We start from the raw sequence: 22575 nt of genomic DNA on the forward strand, positions 1-22575 counted from the left end.
CGCTCGGGGAGTGTAGAGGATGAGCCTGAAGGACACCGTCACGAACCTGGGTCGCAAGACCTGGGCGATGCCGCTGGGCGTGTTCGTGGCCCTGTTGATGATCCTGATCAGCGAGTTGGCCTATTTCGGCGCCGTGTCGCAGATGGACCGCCTGGACACGCTGGGCCGGGCCAGGATGGAGCTGCTCCGGCTGATGGCCCGCGTGACCGACGCGGAGTCAGGGCAACGGGGATACCTGATCACCCGCCGGCCGGAATACCTGGACCCCTACCGCTTCGCCGCGGAAGACGCCTCGCAGGGGCTCAGCGCGCTGCAGCGGATGTACGCGCAGGTCGGCGCCGAGGATGCCGAGCGCCGCAGCAAGGAGATCGCCAGCGCCGTCGGTGCCAAGCTCAGCGAGCTGCAGGAGGTGCTCAAGCTTTATGAGAGCGGGCGCGAGGCGGCTGGCCGGGAGCTCATGATGACCGACATCGGCCGCGACCAGATGGAGCAGATCCGCCGTCGCTCGGCCGAGCTGCTGGCCGACGAGAACCGCCGCATCGCGCTGGGCACCGGCCAGGTCTACGACACGCTGATGCTCAGCCGCATCGGCGTGGCCGGCATGACGCTGCTGAGCCTGATCGTGTTCGTGCTGTTCGTGCGCAAGAGCCGCGCGCTCGACGACCAGCGCGCCGAGCAGGCGCAGGAGGTGCGCGCCGAACGCGACCGGCTGGAGGTCGAGGTGGCGCGCCGCACCGCCGAGCTCACCCAGCTGGCCCGCCACCTGCAGACCGCGCGCGAGGACGAGCGCGCCCGCCTCGCCCGCGATCTGCATGATGAGCTCGGCGCGTTGCTGACCGCGGCCAAGCTCGACGTCGCGCGGCTGCGGCCCAAGCTGCAGGCCGGGGCGCCCGACCTGATGCAGCGGCTCAACCACCTGACGGAGACGCTCAACAGCGGCATCGCGCTCAAGCGCCGCATCATCGAGGACCTGCGGCCGTCGACGCTGGACCAGCTCGGCCTGGTGCCGGCGCTCGAGATCCTGTGCCGCGAGACTTCCGAGCGGCTCGGCGTGCCGATCCGCATGAGCCTGGATCCCGCGGTCGAGCTGCCGCCCAGCGCGCAGTTGACGGCCTTCCGGCTGGTGCAGGAGGCGCTGACCAACACCGCCAAGTACGCCCGGGCCACCGAGGTCGAGGTGACGCTCAAGCGCGAATACGCGCAGGCCATGGTCGTGGTTTCCGACAACGGCCAGGGCTTCGAGCCGGACCGGCTCACGCTGGGCTCGCACGGGCTGCTGGGCATGCGTTTCCGCGTCGAGGCCGAGCGCGGCCAGCTGCGCCTGCGCAGCGCGCCGGGGCAGGGCACGGAGGTCTGCGCCTGGTTGCCGCTCAAACGCGATGAGCCGGAGATCCCGCGCATCGACTTTCCGATTCCTGGCATGGCGGGGATGCCCGGGGAAGGTGGCGCCTCGCCCGCGGGTGGCGGGCTGTAGGCGGGCTCCTACGAGCGCCCGGGACGCCCGGCGACCGTCGCTTCCGGTGGCCGCCGACCCGGCGGCGCCGGGCGCCTGCCTAGAGTGAGGGCATGGATCCGCGGCCTTCCGCGGAATTTCCGCGACACCGCGATATCCCCGAAAGGAGCCTCGCCATGAAGCACTCTTCCCGCCCCAGCCAACTCGCCCTGCTGCTGCCCGCCGTGGTGGCCGCCGTCGCCCTGACCGCCTGCGGTCGTGAGGACGACGGTCGCACCGCCGGCCAGCGCCTGGACGACGGCATCTCCAAGATGGAGCAGAAGTCCGAGGAAGCGAAGCAGGACACCCGCCAGGCCATGGACAACATGGGCAACAAGATGGACCGGACCGCCGACAAGGTCGGCGCCGCCGTCGACGACGCCCAGATCACGACGTCCATCAAGACCGCGCTGGCGGGCGACCCCAAGCTCAGCGCGCTCGATGTGAAGGTCGAGACCGAGAAGGGCCACGTGACCCTGGACGGCACCGCGCCCGACCTGGCCGCGCGTGACCGCGCCGGCTCGATGGCCCTGGCCGCCAAGGGCGTCCAGTCGGTCAACAACCGCATCAAGGTCAACGGCTGATCTCCTCCTCTGCAGCCGTCTGACCGGGGCCCCGGCCCGCGTCGCCCGACGCGGTGCCGGGGCTTTCTGCTGTCGGCCTTCGCCCGGGGTATTCCCGGTTTCCTGTCGTATTCGTGACGATTCGTTAACGCGCTTCACGGGGCTGTCATCCGCGCTGCCTAGCGTGCCGCCCTGTCGCCGCCCGGCCCGTCGAGGGAGACCGGGCAGCGGCGTCCTCGAGCCACGAAAGATCGACATGAAGAAGACGACCGTCCGTTCCGTTCCCCGCCTGTGCCGCCCGAGCCTGCTGGGCCGGACCCTGATGAGCCTGGCCGCGATCGCGGCGCTGAGCGCCTGCAACACCAAGGACAACGACGGCTACGACATCCCGGCCGTCGTCCAGCCGACGCAGGGCCGGCTCGTCGATGCGCCGGTGGAGGGCGTCAGCTACCAGGCCACGCCGTCGGCGATCTCCGGCAAGACCGGCGCGAACGGCGTCTTCACCTGCAAGGCGGGCGACACGGTGAGCTTCAGCGTCGGCGGCGTCGTCGTGGGCAGCGCCGCCTGCGCGGCGACCGTCGCGGCGGCGGACCTCGCCGGCACCAGCGCGCTGGGCGACGTCAAGCTGCAGAACCGCCTCGTCTTCCTGCAGGCGCTGGACGAGGACGACGATCCCACCAACGGCATCCGCATCACGGCCGCGGTGCACGACGCGCTGACCCAGGCGCTGGACTTCACCCTGCCCGCTGCCGACTTCGACAAGGCCTTCGCCGCGCTGCTGCCGGCCGGGCAGAACGATGCCTACGGCCAGCCCTACGCCGGCCGCGCGATGAGCGCCAGCCGCCGCGCCGCCGCGGTCGACCACTACGAATCGACGATGGCCACGCTGCTCGGCAAGACCGAGACCAGCAGCGCCACCCAGGACAGCGCCGGCGGCGCCGTCGCGATCACCAAGTTCCAGATCCGCGCCGCCGACAACCAGTACGTGCCCTACGAGGGCAGCAACGCCGACGCGAAGAAGGACTTTCCCAAGGGCTTCTATCCGGCGGTCGGCTCGGGCCTGGCCTACAAGGGCAGGAACGTGGACGGCGCGCTGGAGTTCTGGGGCATCACCGACCGCGGCCCCAACGGCGACAGCCCGAGCGCGCCGCGCCCGGACACCGGCGCGGCCGCGACGACCAAGATGTTCCCCGCGCCAAGCTTCGCGCCGTCGATCGGCGTGATCACGCTGGGCAAGGACGGCGCGGTCATCACCAGCCTGAATCCGCTGAAGAACCCCGACGGCTCGAAGGTCACCGGCCGTCCGCTGCCCTTCGGCGCCGTCGGCAACAGCGCCGAGGTGCCGCTGGCCGACACCCTGAAGTTCGACCAGACCAAGGGCAACTTCGACGCGAACGGCCTGGACAGCGAGACGCTGGTCCCCGACGCCGCCAACAAGGTGTTCTGGACTTCGGACGAGTACGGCCCCTTCATCGTGAAGATCGACACGGCCAGCTTCCAGGTCGTCAAGCGCTACGCGCCCGGCACGACCGCCGGCAGCCTGCCCGAGGTGCTGAAGCATCGCCGGCCCAACCGCGGCATGGAGGGCCTGACGATGGACGCGGCGACCGGCCGGCTGCATGGCTTCCTGCAGAGCCCGATCGATCCGGTGGACGCCGCCGGCAAGAGCCTCGAGGTGGTCGACAGCGCCGACCTGGACCAGGACGGCAAGACCACCGACAAGGTCAAGGTGCGCGACTTCGCCCAGTTCGCGCGCTGGATCGAGTTCGATCCCAAGACCGAGACCTCGCGGCTCTACGCCTATCCGCTCAGCTACCCGCTCGCCGCCAAGGGCGAGAAGTGGGACCGCAACCGCACCGGCAGCGCCAAGCTCGGCGACCTGGTCTCGCTGGGCAACGGCAGGTTCATCGTCATCGAGCAGGGCGCCGACTCCACCGGCGCGGTGCGCAACTTCCTGATGCTGGTGGAGCTGCCGGCCGAGGCGACCGACATCGCCGCCATCGGGACCGAGCTCGAGCGCAACAGCATCGATGGCGTGACCGCCTCGGCGGTGACCTGGGCCAAGGTCGTGAAGCTGAAGAAGACGGTGCTGCTGGACCTGAACGCCGCCGGCTGGAAGGCCGAGAAGGCCGAGGGCCTGGCGGTCGTCGACGGCAACACGCTGGCGCTGATCAACGACAACGACTTCGGCCTGAAGTCGACGCTGGTGGACGCCAAGGGCAAGCTGCTGGCCGGCGATCCGACCGAGTGCAGCGTCGACGCCAACGGCGTGATCGTCCAGGACGGCAGCTGCGCGGCCGGCGCCACCACCGCGCGCGTGACCCGCGGCAACGAGGTCGACCGCCTCACCCACCTGTGGCTGTTCAAGTTCCCGAAGGCGCTGGGCAGCTACGTGGCGCCCTGACCGGCCGGCGGCCCGGCCCCTCGCGGTCGGGTCTACCCGAGGTGTCCTCCGGCACCTCGGCGGCCGCGGGACGCTGACGGAGAATGCCCGCCAGCAAGAACTCCAGGCTGTCGCGCATGACCCGTCACCCTCTCGCCCGCACCACGGCGGCCGCGCTTGTCGCGGCCGTTTCCCTTGGCGCCGCCCCCTTCGCCCAGGCCGCGACGCCCGCGACCGGCGCGGCCGCGTCCGCACCCGCCGCCGCGCCCGAAGCGCCGCTCGACCAGCTGCCCTACACGCCGAGCCTGGACACCGCGGCGATGGATCGCAGCGCCGATCCCTGCGACGACCTCTACCAGTACGCCTGCGGCGGCTGGATGGCGGCCAACCCGATCCCGCCGGACCAGGCGCGCTGGTCGGTCTACGCCAAGATGGCCAACGAGAACCAGCGCTACCTCTGGGGCATCCTGGACAAGCTCTCGGCCGCCGATCCGGCGCGCAGCGCCAACCAGGCGCGCATGGGCGACTACTTCGCCGCCTGCATGGACGAAGCGGCGGCCGAGCGCCACGCGCTGGCGCCGCTGCGACCGCTGCTGTCGCGCATCGACGCGCTGAAAGACCGCCGCGAGCTGCCGGCCCTGCTGGCCGCGCTGCACCTGGCGACCAACAACGAGCGCGTGCTGTTCCACTTCAGCTCGGGCCAGGACATGGCCGACTCGACGCGCGTCATCGCCTTCGCCTACGCCGGTGGGCTGAGCCTCCCGGACCGCGAGTACTACTTCAAGGCCGACGAGAAATCCCGCACCCTGCGGGACCAGTTCGTCGCGCATATCGCGCGCAGCTTCGAGCTGCTCGGCGATGCGCCGGAGGCGGCGCGCACGCAGGCCAGGCAGGTGATGGCCCTGGAGACCGCGCTGGCGCGCGCCTCGCTGAGCCGCGTCGACAAGCGCGATCCCTACAAGGGCTTCCATCCGATGAAGGCGGCCGGGCTGCAGGCGCTCACGCCCGGCTTCGACTGGGCGGCCTACCAGCGCGCGCTGGGCCTGGACCCGCAGGCGGCCTACAACGTGACCGAGCCGGCCTTCTTCAAGGCCATGGCCAGGGAACTGCGCCAGCGCGACCTCGCGCAGTGGCGCCATTACCTGCGCTGGCAGCTGGTCAGCAGCCAGGCGCCGACGCTCTCCGGCGCCGCGGTGCAGGCCAACTTCGAGTTCTTCGGCCAGACGCTGCAGGGCGTGCCGCAGAACAAGGCGCGCTGGAAGCGCTGCGTCGAGCTGGTCGACGCGCAGCTCGGCGAGGCGCTGGGCCAGGAGTTCGTCGCCCGCAACTTCAGTCCCGACCTGAAGGACAAGACGCTGACGATGACGAAGCAGATCGAGGACGCGATGGCCGCGCGCATCCAGTCGTTGAGCTGGATGAGCGAGACCACGAAGCAGCGCGCCCAGGAGAAGCTGCATGCGATCGTCAACAAGGTCGGTTATCCGGACCGCTGGCGCGATTACGGCGCGCTGAGCGTCGCGCGCGACGATTTCGCCGGCAATGTGATGCGGGGCAATGCCTTCGAGCTCAAGCGCCAGCTGGCCAAGATCGGCAAGCCGCTGGACCGCGGCGAGTGGGGCATGACGCCGCAGACAGTCAACGCGTATTACGACGCGCAGATGAACGACATCAACTTCCCGGCCGGCGTGCTGCAGCCGCCGCTGTTCGACCCCAAGCTGGATGACGCGCCGAACTACGGCAACACCGGCGGGACGATCGGCCATGAGTTGATCCACGGCTTCGACGACGAAGGCCGGCAGTTCGATGCCAAGGGCAACCTGCGCGACTGGTGGACGAAGAAGGACGGCAAGGCCTTCGAGCAGCGCGCCGCCTGCGTGACCAAGCAATACGCGCAGTACGTGGTCGTCGACGACATCCGCATCAACAGCAAGCTGACGCTGGGCGAGGACCTGGCCGACCTCGGCGGCCTGGTGCTGGCGCATGCGGCCTGGAAGGCGCAGATCGCGGACATGTCGCCGCCGCCGGCGGACCGCGACGGCCTGACGCCGGAGCAGCGCTTCTTCGTCGGCTTCGCGCAGTGGGACTGCAGCCACGCGCGGCCGGAGTACGCGCGCGTGCATGCGCTGACCGACCCGCATTCGCCGGGGCGCTACCGGATCAACGGGGTCGCGGTGAACATGCCCGAGTTCGAACGGGCCTTCCACTGCAAGCCGGGCCAGAAGATGGTCAAGCCCGACGCCGAGCGCTGCCGCATCTGGTGACGCGGCCCGGCGGGCCTCGCGGCGCGAGGGTCCGCCGACCCGGGCCGCCGACGTCAACCGATCAGCAGGTCCTCGGCCGTCTTGCCGGCCGCCAGCGCTTCCTTGAACCAGGTGGGACGCTTGCCGACGCCGGTCCAGGTGCGACCGGCGCCATCGTGGTATTTCGGCGTGCCGGCGCCGCGCGGCGCCTTGCGCTTGGCGGTGGTGGCCGCGCGGGCCGGTTTCGCGGCGGCCTTGCGGCCGGCGCGCGGACGCTGCAGGGTCGCGCCGAACAATTCCTCGGGGGTCAGGCCGTAGTGATCGATGGCCTCGCGGATCCGCGCGACCACGCCGGAGATTTCCTTCGCGCGCAGCGCCTCGGCTTCCTTCTGAAGTTTCTCGATCTGACTCAGGACTTGTTTCAAGGATTTCGCCATTCGGCTGACTCCATTCGGGGTGAATTGACCTGGGCATCTGCCTCTGTGTCGCTGACCTCCCGGGCGCGACTGTAGCGCCCTGCGCGCGAGCGATGCGGAAACGACACAGCCTGTCCCATTGACACGGGGTGATTCGACTGATTCCAGTAGGGCGCCAGGCGACATACATGTCGATTGCGCAGTCCATGCCGGCGCGAGACATCGGTTCATTGCGCTTCGGCAAGAACGCGGGCGGCGACGCGTTTCGCCGGGAATGGACAGGGAGCGCGCTCCTTAGAGTGAATCGTTCATTCACCGCAATTGCTGGACGGAGTGCCGCGATGGTTCGATCCACACACCCGATCAATGCGCCGACCTACCTGCGCCTGCGCGACCAGATCCGCGCCGACATCGAGGACGGCTGCTGGCGCCTGGGCCAGCACCTGACGCTGCACGAGCTGAGCGCGCATTACCAGGTCAGCAACGTGCCGGTGCGGGAGGCGCTGCTGCAGTTGCAGGGGGACGGCATGGTGGACATGCGGATGAACAAGGGCGCGGTGGTGCGAGCGGTGGACGCGCGCTTCATCGAGGAGTATTTCGACGTGCGCGAAGCGCTGCACACGATGCTGCTGGCTCAGGCCTGCGGTCGGCCCGAGGCCCGCGAGGCGGCGCACGGGCCGCAGGTCGAGGCGCTCGTGCGGGCGGTGGAGGAGGCCGCCCGAGATGGCCGTGCGCGGGAGCTGCTGGCGGCCGACGAGACGCTGCACGAGGAACTCGCGCGCTGGGGCGGCAATGCGCAGGCGCTGGGGATGCAGGCCTCGCGCGGGCGGCTGCTGGAGGCGGTCCGGCGCTCGCGCATGGCCTTGTGGGCGTCGGAGCTGGACGTGCTGGCCGTCCAGGACCGGGCGATGGTCGAGGCGATCCGGCAGGCCGACCCGGTCACCGCGGGCGAGGCGATGCGCCGCCATGTCGCGGCCGCGCGGACCTACATGCTGCGCCTGCTGCGGCTACCCGAGCTGCCGGCGCGGGTCGAGGGCGCGTCGTTCGCGCCGGGTTCGACCTCGAGCGAGGCGCCGGACGCCAACTGAACGGCCTCGATCGGAGGTCGCGCCGACCGCCGCAGCCCACCATTCGGCGCGGCGCCATTCACAGGGCGCCGTTCACAGGGGCAGGGAGCTCGCCTTCAGGCAGCGCAGCACGAAGCTGGACTTGCTGTGGCGCACGCCGGGAATCTTGTAGAGCTTCTCGCGCAGCAGGCGTTCGTAGTCGCGGGTGTCGCGCACGGACAGGCGCAGCACGTAGTCGTAATCGCCGGAGACCAGGTAGGCATCGATGACCTCGGGGATGGCCTCGAGGTGGCGGGCGAATTCCGCCATCGCCGCGTCGGTGTGCTTGTTCAGGGTGAGCTGCACGATCAGCTGCTCGGGCCGCCCGATCTTCTCGGCGTTCACCTTGACGGTGTAGCCCTCAATCACGCCGGATTCCTCCAGCCGCTTGATGCGCGTCCAGCAGGGCGAGGTGGTCAGGCCGACCTCCTCGCTGACCTCCTGCAGGCTGGCGCGCGCATTGCGCTGCAGCGCGCGCAGGATGGCGCGGTCGAACTTGTCGAGCTTGATTTGCTGATCCATCGCGCTTTGGAAGGAAGATTTGCTGTGCGGCGGATTCTATGAGGCAAGAACCGCAACCCTTTCCGAGCCAGTGCCGGGACACTGGACGCATGAATGCCAGGTTCGACGGCGCCCAGGTCAGCGCCCGCGGCGCGGTCATCGACGCGCCCTGTTCTCCCTCCTCCCCTTCATCGCCGGCCAGCGCCGGCCCTGTCGCGCCGCTCGGGAACGCGCCACCGCGCAACGGCGCCCAGACGCTGCTGGACACGCTGGTGGCCTGCGGCGTGGACACCGTGTTCGGTTATCCCGGCGGTGCGGTGCTGCCGCTGTACGACGCGCTGCACGGCGAGCCGCGCCTGCGCCACATCCTGGTCCGCCACGAACAGGCGGCCGTGCATGCGGCCGAGGGGTATGCGCGCAGCACCGGCCGGCTGGGCGTCGTGCTGGTGACCTCCGGCCCCGGCATGAGCAACACGACGACGGGCCTGCTGGACGCGCTGTGCGACTCGGTGCCGGTGCTGTGCATCAGCGGCCAGGTGAACAGCGCGGCGATCGGCACCGACGCCTTCCAGGAGTGCGATGCGCTGGGCATCTCGCGGCCGGTGACCAAGTGGAATGCGCAGTTGCGGCCCGGTGGCGACGTCGCGGCGCTGGTGCGCAAGGCCGTCGAGATCGCGCGGGGCGGTCGTCCGGGCCCGGTGCTGCTGGACGTGCCGAAGGATGTGCAGCTGGCGCCGGCGCGGCCTGATGAGAGGCTTGATGCCAGGCCCACCGCCCGGACCGCACACGAGCGGCCGCAAGCGGCGGCGCTGCCCGTCTCGCCCATCGTCGACGTGCGTGCGGTGGAAACGGCCGCGGACTGGATCGCCACCGCGCGCCAGCCGGTGTTCTACGGCGGCGGCGGCCTGGTCAACGCCGGGGACGAGGCCTGCGCCGCGTTCGCGGCCGCGGTGGCGCTGGCCGGCGCGCCCTGCACGCTGACGCTGATGGGGCTGGGCGCGGTGCCGGCGTCGTCACCGCACTGGCTGGGCATGCTCGGCATGCACGGGACGCTGGAGGCCAACCTGGCGATGCATCACGCCGACCTCATCGTCTGCGCCGGCGCGCGTTTCGACGATCGGGTGACCGGCCGGCTCGATGCCTTCGCGCCCGGCGCGCGCGTGATCCACCTCGACATCGACCCCTCGTCCATCGACAAGGTCCGGCGCGCCGACCTCGCCCTGTGCGGGGACGCGCGGACGCTGCTGCCGCGCCTGCGCCGCGCGCTGGAGCGACGCCCGATGCCGCCGGAGCGCTTGGCCGACTGGTGGGCGCGGATCCAGGACTGGCGCTCGCGCCGATCGCTGGCCTTCGAGGACACGCCGGAGGTGATCGCGCCGCAGGCGCTGATCGCGCGGCTGCAGGCGCAGCTCGCCGGCCGGGACGCGATCGTGTCGACGGACGTCGGCCAGCATCAGATGTGGGCGGCGCAGCACCTGGCCTTCGAGCGCCCGCGGCGCTGGCTCACCTCGGGCGGCGCCGGCACGATGGGCTACGGCCTGCCGGCGGCGATCGGCGCGCAGGTGGCGCATCCGGGGCGGCTGGTCGTGTGCGTCAGCGGCGATGCGTCGATCCTGATGAACCTGCAGGAGATGGCCACGGCGCGGCAGCACCGCGCGGCGGTCAAGGTGGTGCTGTGCAACAACGGCCACATGGGCATGGTGCGGCAGTGGCAGGAGCTGCATCACGGCGAGCGCTACAGCCACAGCTACAACGCCTGCATGCCGGACTTCGTCGCGGTGGCGAAAGGCTTCGGCTGGGAGGCGGCGCGGGTCACGCGGCGGGATGCGCTCGATGCGGCGCTCGCCGACTGCCTGGCGAGCGACGGCCCGTATTTCCTCGACGTGGCCGTCGCGCCGGTGGAGAACTGCTTCCCGATGATTCCGGCGGGGAAGGGGCATCACGAGGTGATGTTGGCGGCCCGGACGCCCTAACCCCCGCGGCAACTTGTCATCGACCGTGCGGGATCAAGTCGCCCATTCCTTGAATCGCCGTTGGCACTCTTCCGAAGGGAATCGGGCACCCGCCGCCAACATGCGATGAAGGGCCGCCGCGAGCGCGCTTTCGTCGACAACCGCGTGCGCCAGCAGTTGATCGAGCAGCCACAGCGCGCCGTGCACCGCCATGCCGTCCTTCTGGGCTTGCCTGCGCAGCCGGCCATCGCCGGTCAGCAAGGGCAAGCCGGACTGCCGCGCCAGGTAATAGCAGGAAACGTCCGCCAGAGAGCTGTTGTTGTGCTCGGCAGTGAGGTGCATGAGGTCCGCCACGGCCTCGCTGCCAAGTGATTCCACGATCAGACCGCGCCGGGTCAGCTCTTCGTGGGCAAGGTCCTGCAGTTCGTGGAGGACAAAGTCGGTGCTGCAGAAGCGGAACGGGAGTCGGAAAAGGACGTCCAGGAGATCAGCGTTCCGGAAATCAATCCAGATGTTGGTATCGCTGACGTAGACCCGCTGCATTCATGCTCCCACCGGCGCTGAGAGGGCGGGCTCGAGCGTGTCCAGCGGACGTTGCAGGAACTCGGCGGCACGGGACGGGGTGAAGAGGCCCTCGGCCAGGCCCCAGAACACGAGCGACTCGAAACGTCGCGGTTGCTCCGGCAACAGCGCCTCCGGCTCCGCGGTGCGCCAGCCAGCCTGGGAGAACTGGATGACCGCTGCCTTGTAGCCGGCCTCGTTCAGCAGGCCGAGATCCTTCAGGCGACGAAGGGCCACCTGCATCGAAATCCCGTAGCGCCGCTTTGCATTCAGGAGCTCCGCAGGATGCACGCGTGATCGGCGGTGACTGCCGAAGTCGAGCAGCACCTGTGCGCCGGGATAGAGAAACGCGCCGGCGAAGCGATGACAGCATCGCTCCTTGTCGGCTTCGGACATGTCCTCCGGCAAGGCCATCACCCAGTGGCCGAGCTCATGTGCCGCCGTGAAGCGCATGCGCTCACCTGGCCGCGCGGTATTGAGCGCGATCAGCACATGTTCGTGATCCTCCGTGGCGGCGCACGCACCGTCGAAGTCATCTTGCGCATCGAGCAGCGCCACCTTGATGCCGCGCTCTTCCAGCAACTGCGTCAGGTTCGCGATGGCATCGCCGCCGATGCCCCAGTCGCGGCGCAGGCGCTCCGCCGCGCTCTCCGCCGCGTCGAAGGACTCGACCTGAAGGATCTGAGGGGCCGTCGGGGCGATGCGGACATTGACGGCGTCGAAGCAGCGCTCGAGACCGATATAGCGTTCGAGGTGGTCGCGCATCTGCTCTTCCACCTGTCGCTGCCGGTACTTCGGCATGCGGGCCAGCTTGCGGAACTCGAGCGGCGACAAGGTCACGGCTTCAGCGCGGAAGAAGTACTCGGGTCGCACGCCCAGAGCTTTGGAGAACTGGAGCAGGCGCGTCGAATTCGGGATGGCGTCGCCGCGCTCGAACTTGCTCAGTGCTTGCTTGGTGATGTCACCGATGGCCTGGGCCAGTGCGTCAAGGCTGAGCCCTTTCAAGACGCGGGCCCGCCGGAGTCGGTCGTGGATCATCGCGTGCTCCTAGGTTGACGGGAATTCTATTCCTGATCGTTTCGTCAACCAACGACTGATTCAAGTAGCGTGTCCAGTCGCGCACCGGCTACAGGAGACCCTCAATGACTCGCCCCTTCGCTCCGAGCAATCCCGAGCTCTTCGAACAAGGCCTGCAGACCCGACGAGAGGTGCTGGGCGATGCCTACGTCGATGCGTCGATCCGGAACGCCACCGACTTCACCATCGACATGCAGGAGCTGGTGACCCAGTACTGCTGGGGCGATGTCTGGAACCGGCCGGGGCTGGACCGGCGCTCGCGCTCGCTGCTGAACCTGGCGATGCTGACCGCGCTGAACCGGCCGCACGAACTCAAGATCCACGTGCGCGGCGCGCTCAACAACGGGCTCACGCGCGAGGAGATCAAGGAGGTCTTCCTGCAGACGGCGATCTACTGCGGCGTGCCGGCGGCGATCGATGCGTTCCGCTCGGCCGCCGAGGTCTTCAAGGAGATCGACGGCTGAGCCGCGGTCAGGGATTGCGGCGGGCCAGCTCGAAGTGCATGCCGTCGACGTTGCTGCTGAAGTGGCCGCCCCACGCGAAGCCCTGGGCGGCGAAGAGCGGCACCAGCGGGGTGAGGTCGCCTTGCTGGCCGGGCGACGCGGGGGGATGGCCGGCGCCGTTCCAGCGCGCGTTCAGGTCGATCGCGACGCCCCAGCTGTGGGAGCTGAGGTCCGGATTGCCCGGATCCCAGTTCTTGTGGCGGGGCACCCAGCCGCCGTCGAAGGTCTGGATGAGCGAGCCCAGTCCGAGCGCGTCGATGCGGTCGAACACGGCCTGGAAGTGCGGATGGGCCAGCCGGTGCAGGCTCACCGCCGGATGGCCGAGCGCCGCGAGCACCGGATGGCTGAAGGGCGCGATGTGCTGCGTCACCCAGGCCGCCGGCGTGATGACGATCGAGCCGCGCTGCGCGCCCGGCGTCGACTGGAAGGCGCCGAAGGTGCCGGCCAGCTCCGCCTGCGAGAGCGGCAGGATCGTGCCGTTGCCCCGCCGCCGCACGTCGGGCGCGACCGCGCCGGCCGGTGCCGCCGGCACCGGCGTGGCGGCGTCCTCGAACTGGGCGGCGCCTGACCAGAAGTAGTGCTCGCGCCCTTCGACGCCATACCAGGCGCGCCGTCCCAGGTAGGCCTCACCGTCGATGACGCGATCGACCATCAGGGTGTCGCCCGGCTCGAGTCGGCCGATGCGGGCGAAACCGACCGCCGGCCCGCCGCGCAGGTTCAGCTTCTGCTCGATGCGCACGCGGCGCGGCGGTGCGAGCGGCGTCGCGACTGGCTTAGGCGAGGTAGTCATCGTCATTGCTCCCGGGAGCCAGGCCGAGCAGTTCCTGGATCTGGACCAAGGTCAGCTCGGCCGTCTGCGCTTGCCCGCGCTCGCCCTGCCAGGTCTTGATCGCGGCGCGCGTGCGGCCATCGAAGAGCGCCGTCACCTCGGCGCCGGTGAGGCCCAGGCCCCGCTGCACCCGCTCGACCTCCTGCGGCGACAGGCCGCGCTCGGCGTCGTTGAGCGCGTCGCTCATCGCTTCCGGGGGCGCTCCTTGCGTCGCACCGGGCGCAGCGGTCGTGGGCGTGCGGGCCAGCATCGACTTGGGGGGCTCCGCGCCACTCGCGGCATTGGCGGCCGCGGGCGTTTCCTGCGCCTTCGTGCCGGCGGCGCGCAGCTTGACCAGCCGGTTCAGCAAATCGAACCAGAACGGTCCGCCCAGGGTGCAGGCCACCGCCGTCATGCTCCAGCCCAGCAGCGCGATCAGCAGGTTGCCCCACCAGCCGCCATCGCCGATCCGGTCGCCGAGGCGGCAGGGGACCGCCTTCCCGGCCGGATCGCAGGCTTCGTCGAAATAGGTCGGCCAGGCGGATCCCGTCCAGCCCAGCGGCAGGCCGATGCTCTGCAGCGTGTCCAGTTCCGCCAGGCGCGTGCAGTAGGACTTGGCCGCCACGTCGTCCCCGAAGCGCTCGCACTGGCGCGGGATCTCCTTGCCCGTCGGCTTGACGAGACGGGCGAGCGCCGTCGGCGCAGAGGCGGCGCCCGGCGCGGCCGTAGCCGCCGCCGTGGGCGTGACGAGGGCCAGCCGTACCGGCTCGAACAGCGCGCGCAGCTCGGCATGCGGCTCGCCGGGCAGGAAGGCCTGCTCCAGCGCGGCGCTCGATCGGGCGATGGCCTGCGCATCGGGCGGGGTCGCGTTGAGCGCGCCGCGCAGCGTGATCGCGGCACGCAGCAGCGTCTCGAGCGGCTGGCGGACCTGCGCGTCGCTGGTGTCCGCGAGTCGCTTGAGCAAGGCGGCATTCAGGGGCTGCAGCGACGCCTGGGCCCGCGCGAGTGCCGGAGCCGGCAGGCCCGGTGTCTTCGAGGCCGCTGCAGCCGCGGGGGGCGATGCGGCGGGGATTGCCGGTGCGGCGGCAGGCGCGCTGACCGGCGCCGCGGGGGGCGTGACGGCCGGCTTGTCCGCGGCGGACACCTGCTGGTTGTAGTTGGTGGCGACCTCCTGCGCGACGGTCAGCGTGGCCTTGCGCAGCGCCTCGTCCTGCCAGAGTCGCGCGGAGATCAGGATGGGGTTGATGTTGGCGACCATCGCGGCGAGGAAGCCGAAGACGAACAGCGTCACCTGCGTATGGCGCTTGAACCAGCCGATCGAGCGTTCGCCGACCGCGTCGTACCAGGCCGCGAGCCGGGCTTCGAAGGCGGGCCAGTCCTGCTCCACGCCCATGGCGAGCCCGCGCATCGCGTCGACGAAGGCCGGGTTGGGCAGGGCGCCCGACGAGGCACCACCGGCGCGCTGCGAGGCGTCCGTGACGGTGGCCACGAACTCTGCCGGCGTGGCCGGACGCAGCCCGGCCAGGTGCTTGTCGCAGAGCAGCGCGATCAGGGAGCTGATGACGGCGTCCGCGTTGATGTAGGACGGCTTGCGGTCCTCCGCGCGGGTGGCCTTCGAGAGCGCGACGATCAGCGGGTGCGCGAGCAGGCCCTTGGCGAAGACGGGGTCGTCGCCGAAGAAGGAGACCACCGCGCGTTCCATGTACTTGCCGCGCAGCGACCGGATGGACGCCCAGAGCTCCTGCAGGGCCGTCGCGAGCAGGCTGGTGATCGCGAACACCAGCGCCACTCCGATCACGACGTCGATCATCCGGGTGTCCATCGTTTGGCCTCACGGAATGTCGTTGAAGAACAGGTGCGCGCCGATGCGCGCGCAGGGCCGATGGCCGGCGGCCCACCGGGGCGGCGGCGCCAGCCGCGCGGCGTGGTAATGGGTGGCGCCGGCCGTCGGGTCGCCGCGCAGCCGTTCCTGCGGACGATCCTGTTCCTGGGCCATCAGCCGCCGCGCGATCGCGAGCGCCTGGGCGAAGCGCGCGTTGGTGGCGTCCACCGCGAGCAGCTGCGGCAGGTTGGGATCGTTGCGGTTCCAGCAGCTGAACTGCCAGGGCTTGCGGCAGACCTCGACGACATCACGGCCCCAATAGGTCGCGCGCCGGACGCGGTTCAGCACCACGTGGGCGACGGCCTCCATCCCGTCGATCTGGCCGCGCTCGCCGCGGGCCTCGCCCCAGACGGTACGGGCCAGGATGACGACGTCCTGCCCGGCCGGGCCGGCCGCGGCGGGAACCGCGGTCGAGCTCGCGGGGACCGACGCCGGACCCGGTCCAGCCATCGGCGCGGGTACGGGCGCCGCCGGCGTCGCCAGGGGCCCGGCCCGGACCAGCGGCTCATCCCGGCGCACGAGCTCGGCGCCGGCCCATGCCAGCACCGGCGCGATGGGAACGGCGATCGCGCAGCGCAGGCCCACGCCATCGGGGGCGACGCCGGCATGCAGGCCGACCAGCTCGTCGCGGCTGTTCCAGATCGGTGCGCCGCTGTCGCCGCCGAGCGTGGCCTCGTCGGGCGTCCAGCACAGCGCGCCATCGAGCAGGTAGGGGCGGGACTCGTCGCCGGCGATGCACAGGCTGGCGCCGAACAGATGCGGGGCCTGGCCGCCGATCGCGCGGCCGCGGGTGCGGATGAACAGCTGGTCGTCGGCCAGCGCCGAGGCGGTGCCCACCGGCCACTCCGCGCCGCGACCGGCGAGCGGCCGCAGCGCCGCGGCAGACACCTCCACGAGCGCGGCGTCCACGGCGCAGGTGAGCGGCAGCGCCTGGAAATTGGGCTGCCAGTCGAAGAGGCGCCCGTTGATCGGGGCCGCGTCCGGTTCGCCGTCCAGCCACAGCGTCACGTCGTCGCCGCGGGCGCTCGGCCGGGCCGCGGCCAGCACATGGCCCGAGGTCAGCGCCAGCAGGCTGGACGGGCGCGCGGTCCGGCGCAGCACGGCGGTCAGCGTGCCTTCGAGGAAGCGGTTGGAGGCGTTCTCGGCGCGGACCCAGGCGGCCTGGGCGTGGCCGAACCGTCCGCCGCGGACCGCGTCGACGGGCATCGTCTCGCCGGTCAGCGGCGAGCGGAGCACGCGCGGCAGTTGCCGTCCCGGACAGTCATCGCCGAAGGCCAGGGTCAGGCGCCGCGGCCCCTGGCCGCCCGCCAGCGGCAGGCGCCACCAGTGAAGCGCGCGCGCCGCGTCCGCCGACAGCCCGAGCCGGGCGGCCAGCGCCTCGTCCTCGCGACGCGACGTCATCAGCGCGCCGAGGGCGGTCCGCACGGCGAGCAAGGGAGCGGCGTGGGCGGCCATCGTCCCGCTCACGGCTTGCAGTCGCCGCGCCCGGCGGCCTTCTGCGTGGCGTCGTCCCACTCGCCGGTCTTCGGGGCCATGCCCTTGGCTTGGCAGCGGTCGATGGCGGCGTAGAGCTCCGCCTCGCTCGCGGGTGGCGTCAGGCCCATCTTCCGCTGCGTGTCGGCGTCGATGGCGAGCGGTTTGCGGCGCGCGGCACCGGCCGTCGACGTCTGCGTCGGCGCCGGGCCGGTCGCCTCGATGATGGACAGGCTGACCGCATGCTCGGCGCTGCCGTCGCGGATCGTCAGCAGCGCGGTGTCGCCGGCCTTGACGTCCTTGGCCGTGTAGTCGACGCGGAACTGCCCGCCTTGCACCTGGACCGGCAGCGAAGTCGTCTTGCCGTCCACCTCCACGTCGGCCGAGGGCACGCCGCCGGTGCTGCTGACGAAGAAGGGCTGCGTCTTGCCGAGCTCGAGCGGCAGGCTGGTGGCGTCGGGCGAGACCCGCAGGGTGGTGTTGTTGATCTTCATCGTGCAGGCCGCGATGGCCTTGCGCGCCTTCGCGGCGCCACTGCCGGCGACGTTCGCCGCGATCTCGTCGAGGCTCGATGTCGCCTCCTGCAACTCCAGCGTGAGCTGCGCGAGGTCTCGGAGACGGGCGCGGTCGCCGGCGCTCAGCGCGCGGACCTGCCGGGCCGTTCCCTGCGATTCGCCGGTGGCCGACGCGCCGCCAGGCGCCGATGCGGGCGTCGACGCCCCAGTGACCCCGGCGCGCTTGAAGCCGTCTTCCAGCGCACCGGCCACCGGCCCCGCGGCCTTGATGGCGGCCAGCACGGCCGTCTGGTTGGGGATCGTCTTGTCGACTTCCTCGCTGACCTTGAGCTGCACGGCCACGGCGCGGGCCCACAGGTCCGAGGCCGCGCCTTCGATCAGGTCGATCGCCCGATCCGCGCGCCGCCGGGCCCGGTTGCCGTCTTCCAGGCTGGCGCGGGCCTCCTTCATGGTCTGGATGGCCTCCGGGGCTGCGGGGAGGGTCTCGGTCCGTTCCGACGTCGAGACACAGTCGCGATCCCATGTCGCCTGCTCGCGCAGGCAGGCGGACCGGTTCAACAGCTTCAGTTCCTCGGCGGTCGCGCCGGCGGGCGCCGCCGGGCAGGCTGGCCTGGGGCGCGGGCAGCTGCGCGTCCGCGCCGGGACGATCCTGAGTTCGGGCTGGTCCACCTCCTGGGACTGGCGCATCGCCACGCGCAGCTCGTCGCTGCGTCGCGCCACGGCGGCCTTCAGGCCATAGAGGGTGTCCTTGTAATCCGGATCGTCGGGCTCGCCGACGAGGCGGGCCTTGTTCCGGAACGGAGCCGCCGCGTTGAGGCCGCATTGGAGCGCCTCGGCGCCGGCGCGATAGACATCGATGCGCGCGCGCACGATGAAGAGGTTGCCCGCCGCATAGCTCGCGGCGCCGACACCGGCGATGCCCGCGACGGTGCGCGCGCTGCCGTCTCCCAGCGCCACGGCGGCGCCCGCGGCGGACAGGCCCAGCAGCCAGGCGGACAGCTGCGGACTGGCGTTGGACAGGTCGCTGACCGCCGAGACGTAGCGGCCGCGGACCAGGGCGACCTCCTTGTAGACCTCGTCGAAGGTCTTGGGCTCGTCGTTCTTGTCGAGCGTGTATTCGCCCGACACGTTCTTCGACGCCGTCAGGTGCCTGGAAAAGATCTGCGGCTGCAGCGCGGTGCTGCAGCCGGCGATCAGCACGAGCACCGGCAGCGTTGCCCGGCGCAGGCAGCGGTCAAGGCTGTTCACGGTGGGACCCTCCTGGGGGAGGCAGGATCGGGGCCACCGGCGGTGGGCGTCATCCTCAAGCTTGAGGACCGCCCCCCGCTTCGCGGGGCGGGTCAGGCGCCCCGCCGGGGATCAGCGCATCAGCTCCATCAGCGACGGATCGATGCCGGGCGGCGGTGCGCTGCAGTCGCTGCCGATCCACTTGTGCACCGACGTCGATTCATAGGTGATCGGCATGCCCTGCGCGGTCGTGCCCTTGAACGTCACCTTGACGGTGGCGCTGGACTTGTCGGTGACTTGGTAGGAGCCGTTGCCCATGCCGCTGGCCGTCGCGCTCTTGCAGCTCATCGTGAAGGTGCCGCTGGTGGCGTCGCCGGGCTTCACTTGCGTGGTGCAGTCGTCGACGCTCTGCGGCTTGGGCAGGGCGAACTCGGGGCTCTGCTGGCAGTCCAGATGCGGGCTGCCACCGGTGGGCAGGCCGACCTTGGCCATCGCGGCGGCGAGGCTGCTCTTCTGCTGCGGCGTCAGGGCGCCGTTGATGTCGAAGATCGTGGGCATCTTCCGGCCGTTGAGCGTGTTGACGCTCGCGCTGGCCCACAGGCCGGGTTTGACGCTGATGGATTGGGCCTGGGCGGGCGCCGACAGCGTCAGCAGGCCCAGCGACAGGGCGAGCGCCGAAGCGGCGGCGGAAGAGAGACGGAAGCGGGAAGCGCGCATGCGTGAGCCTCGTGGAATCGGACGACGAGGCGCAGTCTCCACGGGCGCGGCTACCGCTGTCGAGGCGGCTTGCCCCCTTCAAAGGGGGCGGGTGTGACCGAGGTCATGTCGGCCGGTGGCCCGGCGTGCCATGCCGTGCCGTCCTCGAAAGCGACCCGCGTGACGGCGGCGCGGGATTGCGGACAGCGCATCGGACGGGCCGGTGACTGATCACGCGGCCGGTCGAATTCATGGCTCATGTCGACGTGATGCGCTGGCGCGATGCTGCCGTCGCTGATCGAAACGCCGGCGAACTCGCTGAGCACCTCGTGGCCGGTGCCGCGCTCGCGGACGCAACCGAGCTCGACAGCGACGATGCCCCGCGGGCCGCGGTTGGTCAGCACCAGGGCGAGCTCGCCGCGCACCGGCTTGAGCTCGAGCACCATCGGCGCGGTCGGCAGGTCGATCCAGTCGGGCGGATAGACCGGAGGGGAATGCGGCTCGGATTGTCCGAGCGCAGGCAGGCCGGCGATGGCGAGGAGCAGGCCGGCGAAAGGGGGAGCGAGGCAGGAACGGGTGATCACACGTCGATGTTGGCCGCCCTCAGCGCATTCGTCTCGATGAACTCCCGGCGCGGCTCCACCTCGTCGCCCATCAGCATCGTGAACACCCGGTCCGCCTCGATCGCGTCCTCGATCTGCACGCGCAGCAGGCGGCGGACCGTCGGGTCCATCGTCGTTTCCCACAGCTGCTCGGGGTTCATCTCGCCCAGGCCCTTGTAGCGCTGGCGGCCCACGCTCGATTCCGCCTGCGTCATCAGCCAGGCCATCGCGCCGCGGAAGTCCGTCACCTTGCTTTCCTTGGCCTTCTCGCCTTCGCCCTTGCGGATCACGGCTTCCTCGCCCACCAGGCCCTTGAAAGTCTTGCCGGCCTCGGCCAGGACTTCATAGTCCGCGCCGTGCACGAAGTCCGCCGTGATGATGCTCGAGCGCACGTTGCCGTGATGACGACGGCTGATGCGCAGCAGCTGCTTGTCGGTGCGCGGATCCGTCTCGGCCGTCACCACCGCGTCGTGCAACGCCGAGGCCAGCGCCGTCGCGGAGATCTCCGCCGCATCCTTCGTGTCCAGGTTCAGCGACAGGCCCGACGCCAGCAGGTGCAGCGCCTCGCCGTCCATCCAGGCGGACAGGCGCTCGATCACGTTCTGCGCCGCCACGTACTGGCGCGCCTTGGTCTCCAGGTCCTCGCCCTTGAGCACCGGACCCGCGCCCACGCCGGCGGTGTGCAGCTCGGCATCGTTCAGCGCGACCTTCAGCAGGAAGCCGTCCAGCTCGTGGCCGTCCTTCAGGTACTGCTCGTGCTTGCCGACCTTGACCTTGTACAGCGGCGGCTGCGCGATGTAGATGTGACCGCGCTCCACCAGTTCCGGCATCTGCCGGTAGAAGAAGGTCAGCAGCAGCGTCCGGATGTGCGCACCGTCCACGTCCGCGTCGGTCATGATGATGATGCGGTGGTAGCGCAGCTTGTCCGGATTGAAGTCGTCGCTGCCCGCGCCGCGGCCGATGCCGGTGCCCAGCGCCGTGATCAGCGTGATGATTTCATTGCTGGTCAGCAGCTTCTCGTAGCGCGCCTTCTCGACGTTCAGGATCTTGCCGCGCAGCGGCAGGATCGCCTGGAACTTGCGGTCGCGGCCCTGCTTCGCGGAGCCACCGGCGGAGTCACCCTCCACGATGTAGATCTCGCACAGCGCGGGATCCTTCTCCTGGCAGTCCGCCAGCTTGCCCGGCAGGCCCATGCCGTCCAGCACGCCCTTGCGCCGCGTCATCTCGCGCGCCTTGCGCGCCGCTTCACGCGCCCGCGCCGCCTCGACGATCTTGCCGCAGATGATCTTGGCGTCGGTCGGGTTCTCCAGCAGCCAGTCGCCCAGCTTGCTCGCGACGATTTCCTCCACCGGGCCGCGCACTTCGCTCGACACCAGCTTGTCCTTGGTCTGCGAGCTGAACTTGGGCTCCGGCACCTTGACGCTGACCACGCAGGCCAGGCCTTCGCGCATGTCGTCGCCGGTGACGTCGACCTTGGCCTTCTTGGCCAGTTCGTTGTCCTCGATGTACTTGTTGATCACCCGCGTCATCGCCGCGCGCAGACCCGTCAGGTGGGTGCCGCCGTCGCGCTGCGGGATGTTGTTGGTGAAGCAGAGGACGCTTTCATTGAAGCCGTCGTTCCACTGCATCGAGACCTCGACCCCGATGTTGGTGTTCTGCTCCGACATCTTGTCGCCCTGGGCGTGGAAGATGTTGGGGTGCAGCGCCGTCTTGCCCTTGTTGATGAACTCGACGAAGCCGCGCACGCCGCCCGCGAAGGCGAAGTTGTCTTCCTTGTTGTTGCGCTCGTCGACCAGGCGGATCTTCACGCCGTTGTTCAGGAACGAGAGTTCGCGCAGGCGCTTGGCCAGGATGTCGTAGTGGAACTCGGAGTTCTGCGTGAAGATCTCCGTGTCCGGCAGGAAGTGGACTTCCGTGCCGCGCTTGTCGGTCTCGCCGACGATCTTCATCGGGCTGGTCTCGAAACCGTCGCGGACCTCGATCAGGCGGTCCTGCGGCACGCCCTTCTTGAACTCCAGCTGGTGGACCTTGCCTTCGCGGCGCACCGTCAGGCGCAGCGTCTTGGACAGCGCGTTCACGCAGGACACGCCCACGCCGTGCAGGCCGCCCGAGACCTTGTAGCTGTTCTGGTTGAACTTGCCGCCGGCGTGCAGCTCGGTCAGCGCGATCTCGGCCGCCGAGCGCTTGGGCTCGTGCTTGTCGTCCATCTTCACGCCGGTCGGGATGCCGCGGCCGTTGTCGATGACGGAGATCGAGTTGTCGGTGTGGATGGTGATGACGATGTCGTCGCAGTAGCCGGCCAGCGCCTCGTCGATCGAGTTGTCGACCACCTCGAACACCAGGTGGTGCAGGCCGGTACCGTCCGAGGTGTCGCCGATGTACATGCCGGGGCGCTTGCGCACCGCCTCCAGGCCTTCCAGGATCTGGATGCTGGACTCGCCGTACCCCGCGCCGTCGTTCTGCGGCGCGGGCGTCGGGGTGTTCTCAGGAGTGCTGTTATCGGTCATCGGAGGGGTACTCAGGCCGCCGCGGCGGCCGCTGAAAAAACTGGCTGGAACCCCCGCCTGGCGGGGGCAGG

At 70.3% G+C, this 22575-nt stretch carries 18 protein-coding genes; 7 read left to right on the top strand and 11 right to left on the bottom strand.

Translation table 11 applies throughout. The annotated features are described in order from the left end of the window. Positions 1–19 precede the first annotated feature (19 nt). From FHT37_RS19155 to FHT37_RS19170, 4 genes are all read left to right on the top strand, one after another. Entirely contained in the window at positions 20–1474 is a 1455-nt protein-coding gene (locus FHT37_RS19155; protein ID WP_183483662.1) for a CHASE3 domain-containing protein, read from the top strand. A 155-nt stretch (positions 1475–1629) separates the two neighbouring features. Beyond that, positions 1630–2076, top strand: coding sequence for a BON domain-containing protein (locus tag FHT37_RS19160; RefSeq protein ID WP_183483664.1), 447 nt, complete (start codon positions 1630–1632; stop codon positions 2074–2076). 235 nt (positions 2077–2311) lie between these two features. Continuing rightward, positions 2312–4459 (top strand): esterase-like activity of phytase family protein, encoded by a 2148-nt coding sequence (locus FHT37_RS19165; RefSeq protein ID WP_255489824.1) that lies wholly within the window; start codon positions 2312–2314, stop codon positions 4457–4459. A gap of 116 nt (positions 4460–4575) precedes the next feature. Next, on the top strand, positions 4576–6699 hold the full coding sequence (locus FHT37_RS19170) for a M13 family metallopeptidase (protein WP_183483665.1): 2124 nt from the start codon (positions 4576–4578) through the stop codon (positions 6697–6699). Between the two features lie 53 nt (positions 6700–6752). Here FHT37_RS19170 and FHT37_RS19175 read toward each other — a convergent pair whose 3' ends face one another. Next, the gene (locus FHT37_RS19175; RefSeq protein ID WP_310735233.1) at positions 6753–7103 is read right to left on the bottom strand and encodes an H-NS histone family protein; all 351 of its coding nucleotides are present in this window, start codon (positions 7101–7103) and stop codon (positions 6753–6755) included. 332 nt (positions 7104–7435) lie between these two features. On the opposite strand from FHT37_RS19175, the gene FHT37_RS19180 reads away from it, so the two are divergent. Beyond that, positions 7436–8182, top strand: coding sequence for a GntR family transcriptional regulator (locus tag FHT37_RS19180; protein WP_183483667.1), 747 nt, complete (start codon positions 7436–7438; stop codon positions 8180–8182). Between the two features lie 72 nt (positions 8183–8254). Here FHT37_RS19180 and FHT37_RS19185 read toward each other — a convergent pair whose 3' ends face one another. Next, entirely contained in the window at positions 8255–8722 is a 468-nt protein-coding gene (locus tag FHT37_RS19185; RefSeq protein ID WP_221211160.1) for an Lrp/AsnC family transcriptional regulator, read from the bottom strand. Positions 8723–8811: 89 nt separating this feature from the next. Here FHT37_RS19185 and ilvB point away from each other — a divergent pair, with 89 nt between their 5' ends. Further along, positions 8812–10674, top strand: coding sequence for a biosynthetic-type acetolactate synthase large subunit (ilvB, locus tag FHT37_RS19190; protein ID WP_183483669.1), 1863 nt, complete (start codon positions 8812–8814; stop codon positions 10672–10674). 33 nt (positions 10675–10707) lie between these two features. Here the strand turns inward: ilvB and FHT37_RS19195 are convergent, their stop codons facing one another. Together FHT37_RS19195 and FHT37_RS19200 are read right to left on the bottom strand one after the other, a co-directional pair. Next, entirely contained in the window at positions 10708–11196 is a 489-nt protein-coding gene (locus FHT37_RS19195; RefSeq protein WP_091729856.1) for a nucleotide-binding protein, read from the bottom strand. Continuing rightward, a complete protein-coding gene (locus tag FHT37_RS19200) occupies positions 11197–12252 on the bottom strand; it encodes a helix-turn-helix domain-containing protein (RefSeq protein WP_091729861.1) in 1056 nt (351 codons plus the stop codon). 104 nt (positions 12253–12356) lie between these two features. Here FHT37_RS19200 and pcaC point away from each other — a divergent pair, with 104 nt between their 5' ends. Beyond that, entirely contained in the window at positions 12357–12755 is a 399-nt protein-coding gene (gene pcaC, locus FHT37_RS19205; RefSeq protein ID WP_183483671.1) for a 4-carboxymuconolactone decarboxylase, read from the top strand. Positions 12756–12762: 7 nt separating this feature from the next. On the opposite strand, the gene FHT37_RS19210 is transcribed toward pcaC, so the two are convergent. The 7 genes from FHT37_RS19210 to gyrB all read right to left on the bottom strand — a co-directional run bounded on the left by FHT37_RS19210 (position 12763) and on the right by gyrB (position 22504). Beyond that, the gene (locus FHT37_RS19210) at positions 12763–13584 is read right to left on the bottom strand and encodes a M15 family metallopeptidase (protein ID WP_141225388.1); all 822 of its coding nucleotides are present in this window, start codon (positions 13582–13584) and stop codon (positions 12763–12765) included. Continuing rightward, complete coding sequence (locus tag FHT37_RS19215; RefSeq protein WP_221211161.1) at positions 13568–15412, bottom strand: hypothetical protein; 1845 nt, start codon at positions 15410–15412, stop codon at positions 13568–13570. The genes FHT37_RS19210 and FHT37_RS19215 overlap by 17 nt, the downstream gene beginning before the upstream one ends. A 21-nt stretch (positions 15413–15433) precedes the next feature. Beyond that, positions 15434–16939 (bottom strand): cell wall hydrolase, encoded by a 1506-nt coding sequence (locus FHT37_RS25175; RefSeq protein WP_221211162.1) that lies wholly within the window; start codon positions 16937–16939, stop codon positions 15434–15436. A gap of 8 nt (positions 16940–16947) precedes the next feature. Then, the gene (locus FHT37_RS19225) at positions 16948–18720 is read right to left on the bottom strand and encodes a hypothetical protein (RefSeq protein ID WP_183483674.1); all 1773 of its coding nucleotides are present in this window, start codon (positions 18718–18720) and stop codon (positions 16948–16950) included. Positions 18721–18831: 111 nt separating this feature from the next. After that, the gene (locus FHT37_RS19230) at positions 18832–19416 is read right to left on the bottom strand and encodes a DUF3617 family protein (RefSeq protein ID WP_183483676.1); all 585 of its coding nucleotides are present in this window, start codon (positions 19414–19416) and stop codon (positions 18832–18834) included. A gap of 50 nt (positions 19417–19466) precedes the next feature. Continuing rightward, positions 19467–19979, bottom strand: a complete 513-nt coding sequence (locus FHT37_RS19235; RefSeq protein WP_183483677.1) for a hypothetical protein — start codon at positions 19977–19979, stop codon at positions 19467–19469. Beyond that, positions 19976–22504 carry a DNA topoisomerase (ATP-hydrolyzing) subunit B gene (gene gyrB / locus FHT37_RS19240; RefSeq protein ID WP_147240953.1) on the bottom strand — a complete coding sequence of 843 codons (2529 nt, stop codon included), beginning with the start codon at positions 22502–22504 and terminating at the stop codon, positions 19976–19978. The genes FHT37_RS19235 and gyrB overlap by 4 nt, the downstream gene beginning before the upstream one ends. Between the last annotated feature and the right edge of the window lie 71 nt (positions 22505–22575).

The sequence above is a fragment of the Mitsuaria sp. BK037 genome (genome assembly GCF_014193045.1).
GTDB lineage: Bacteria > Pseudomonadota > Gammaproteobacteria > Burkholderiales > Burkholderiaceae_C > Roseateles.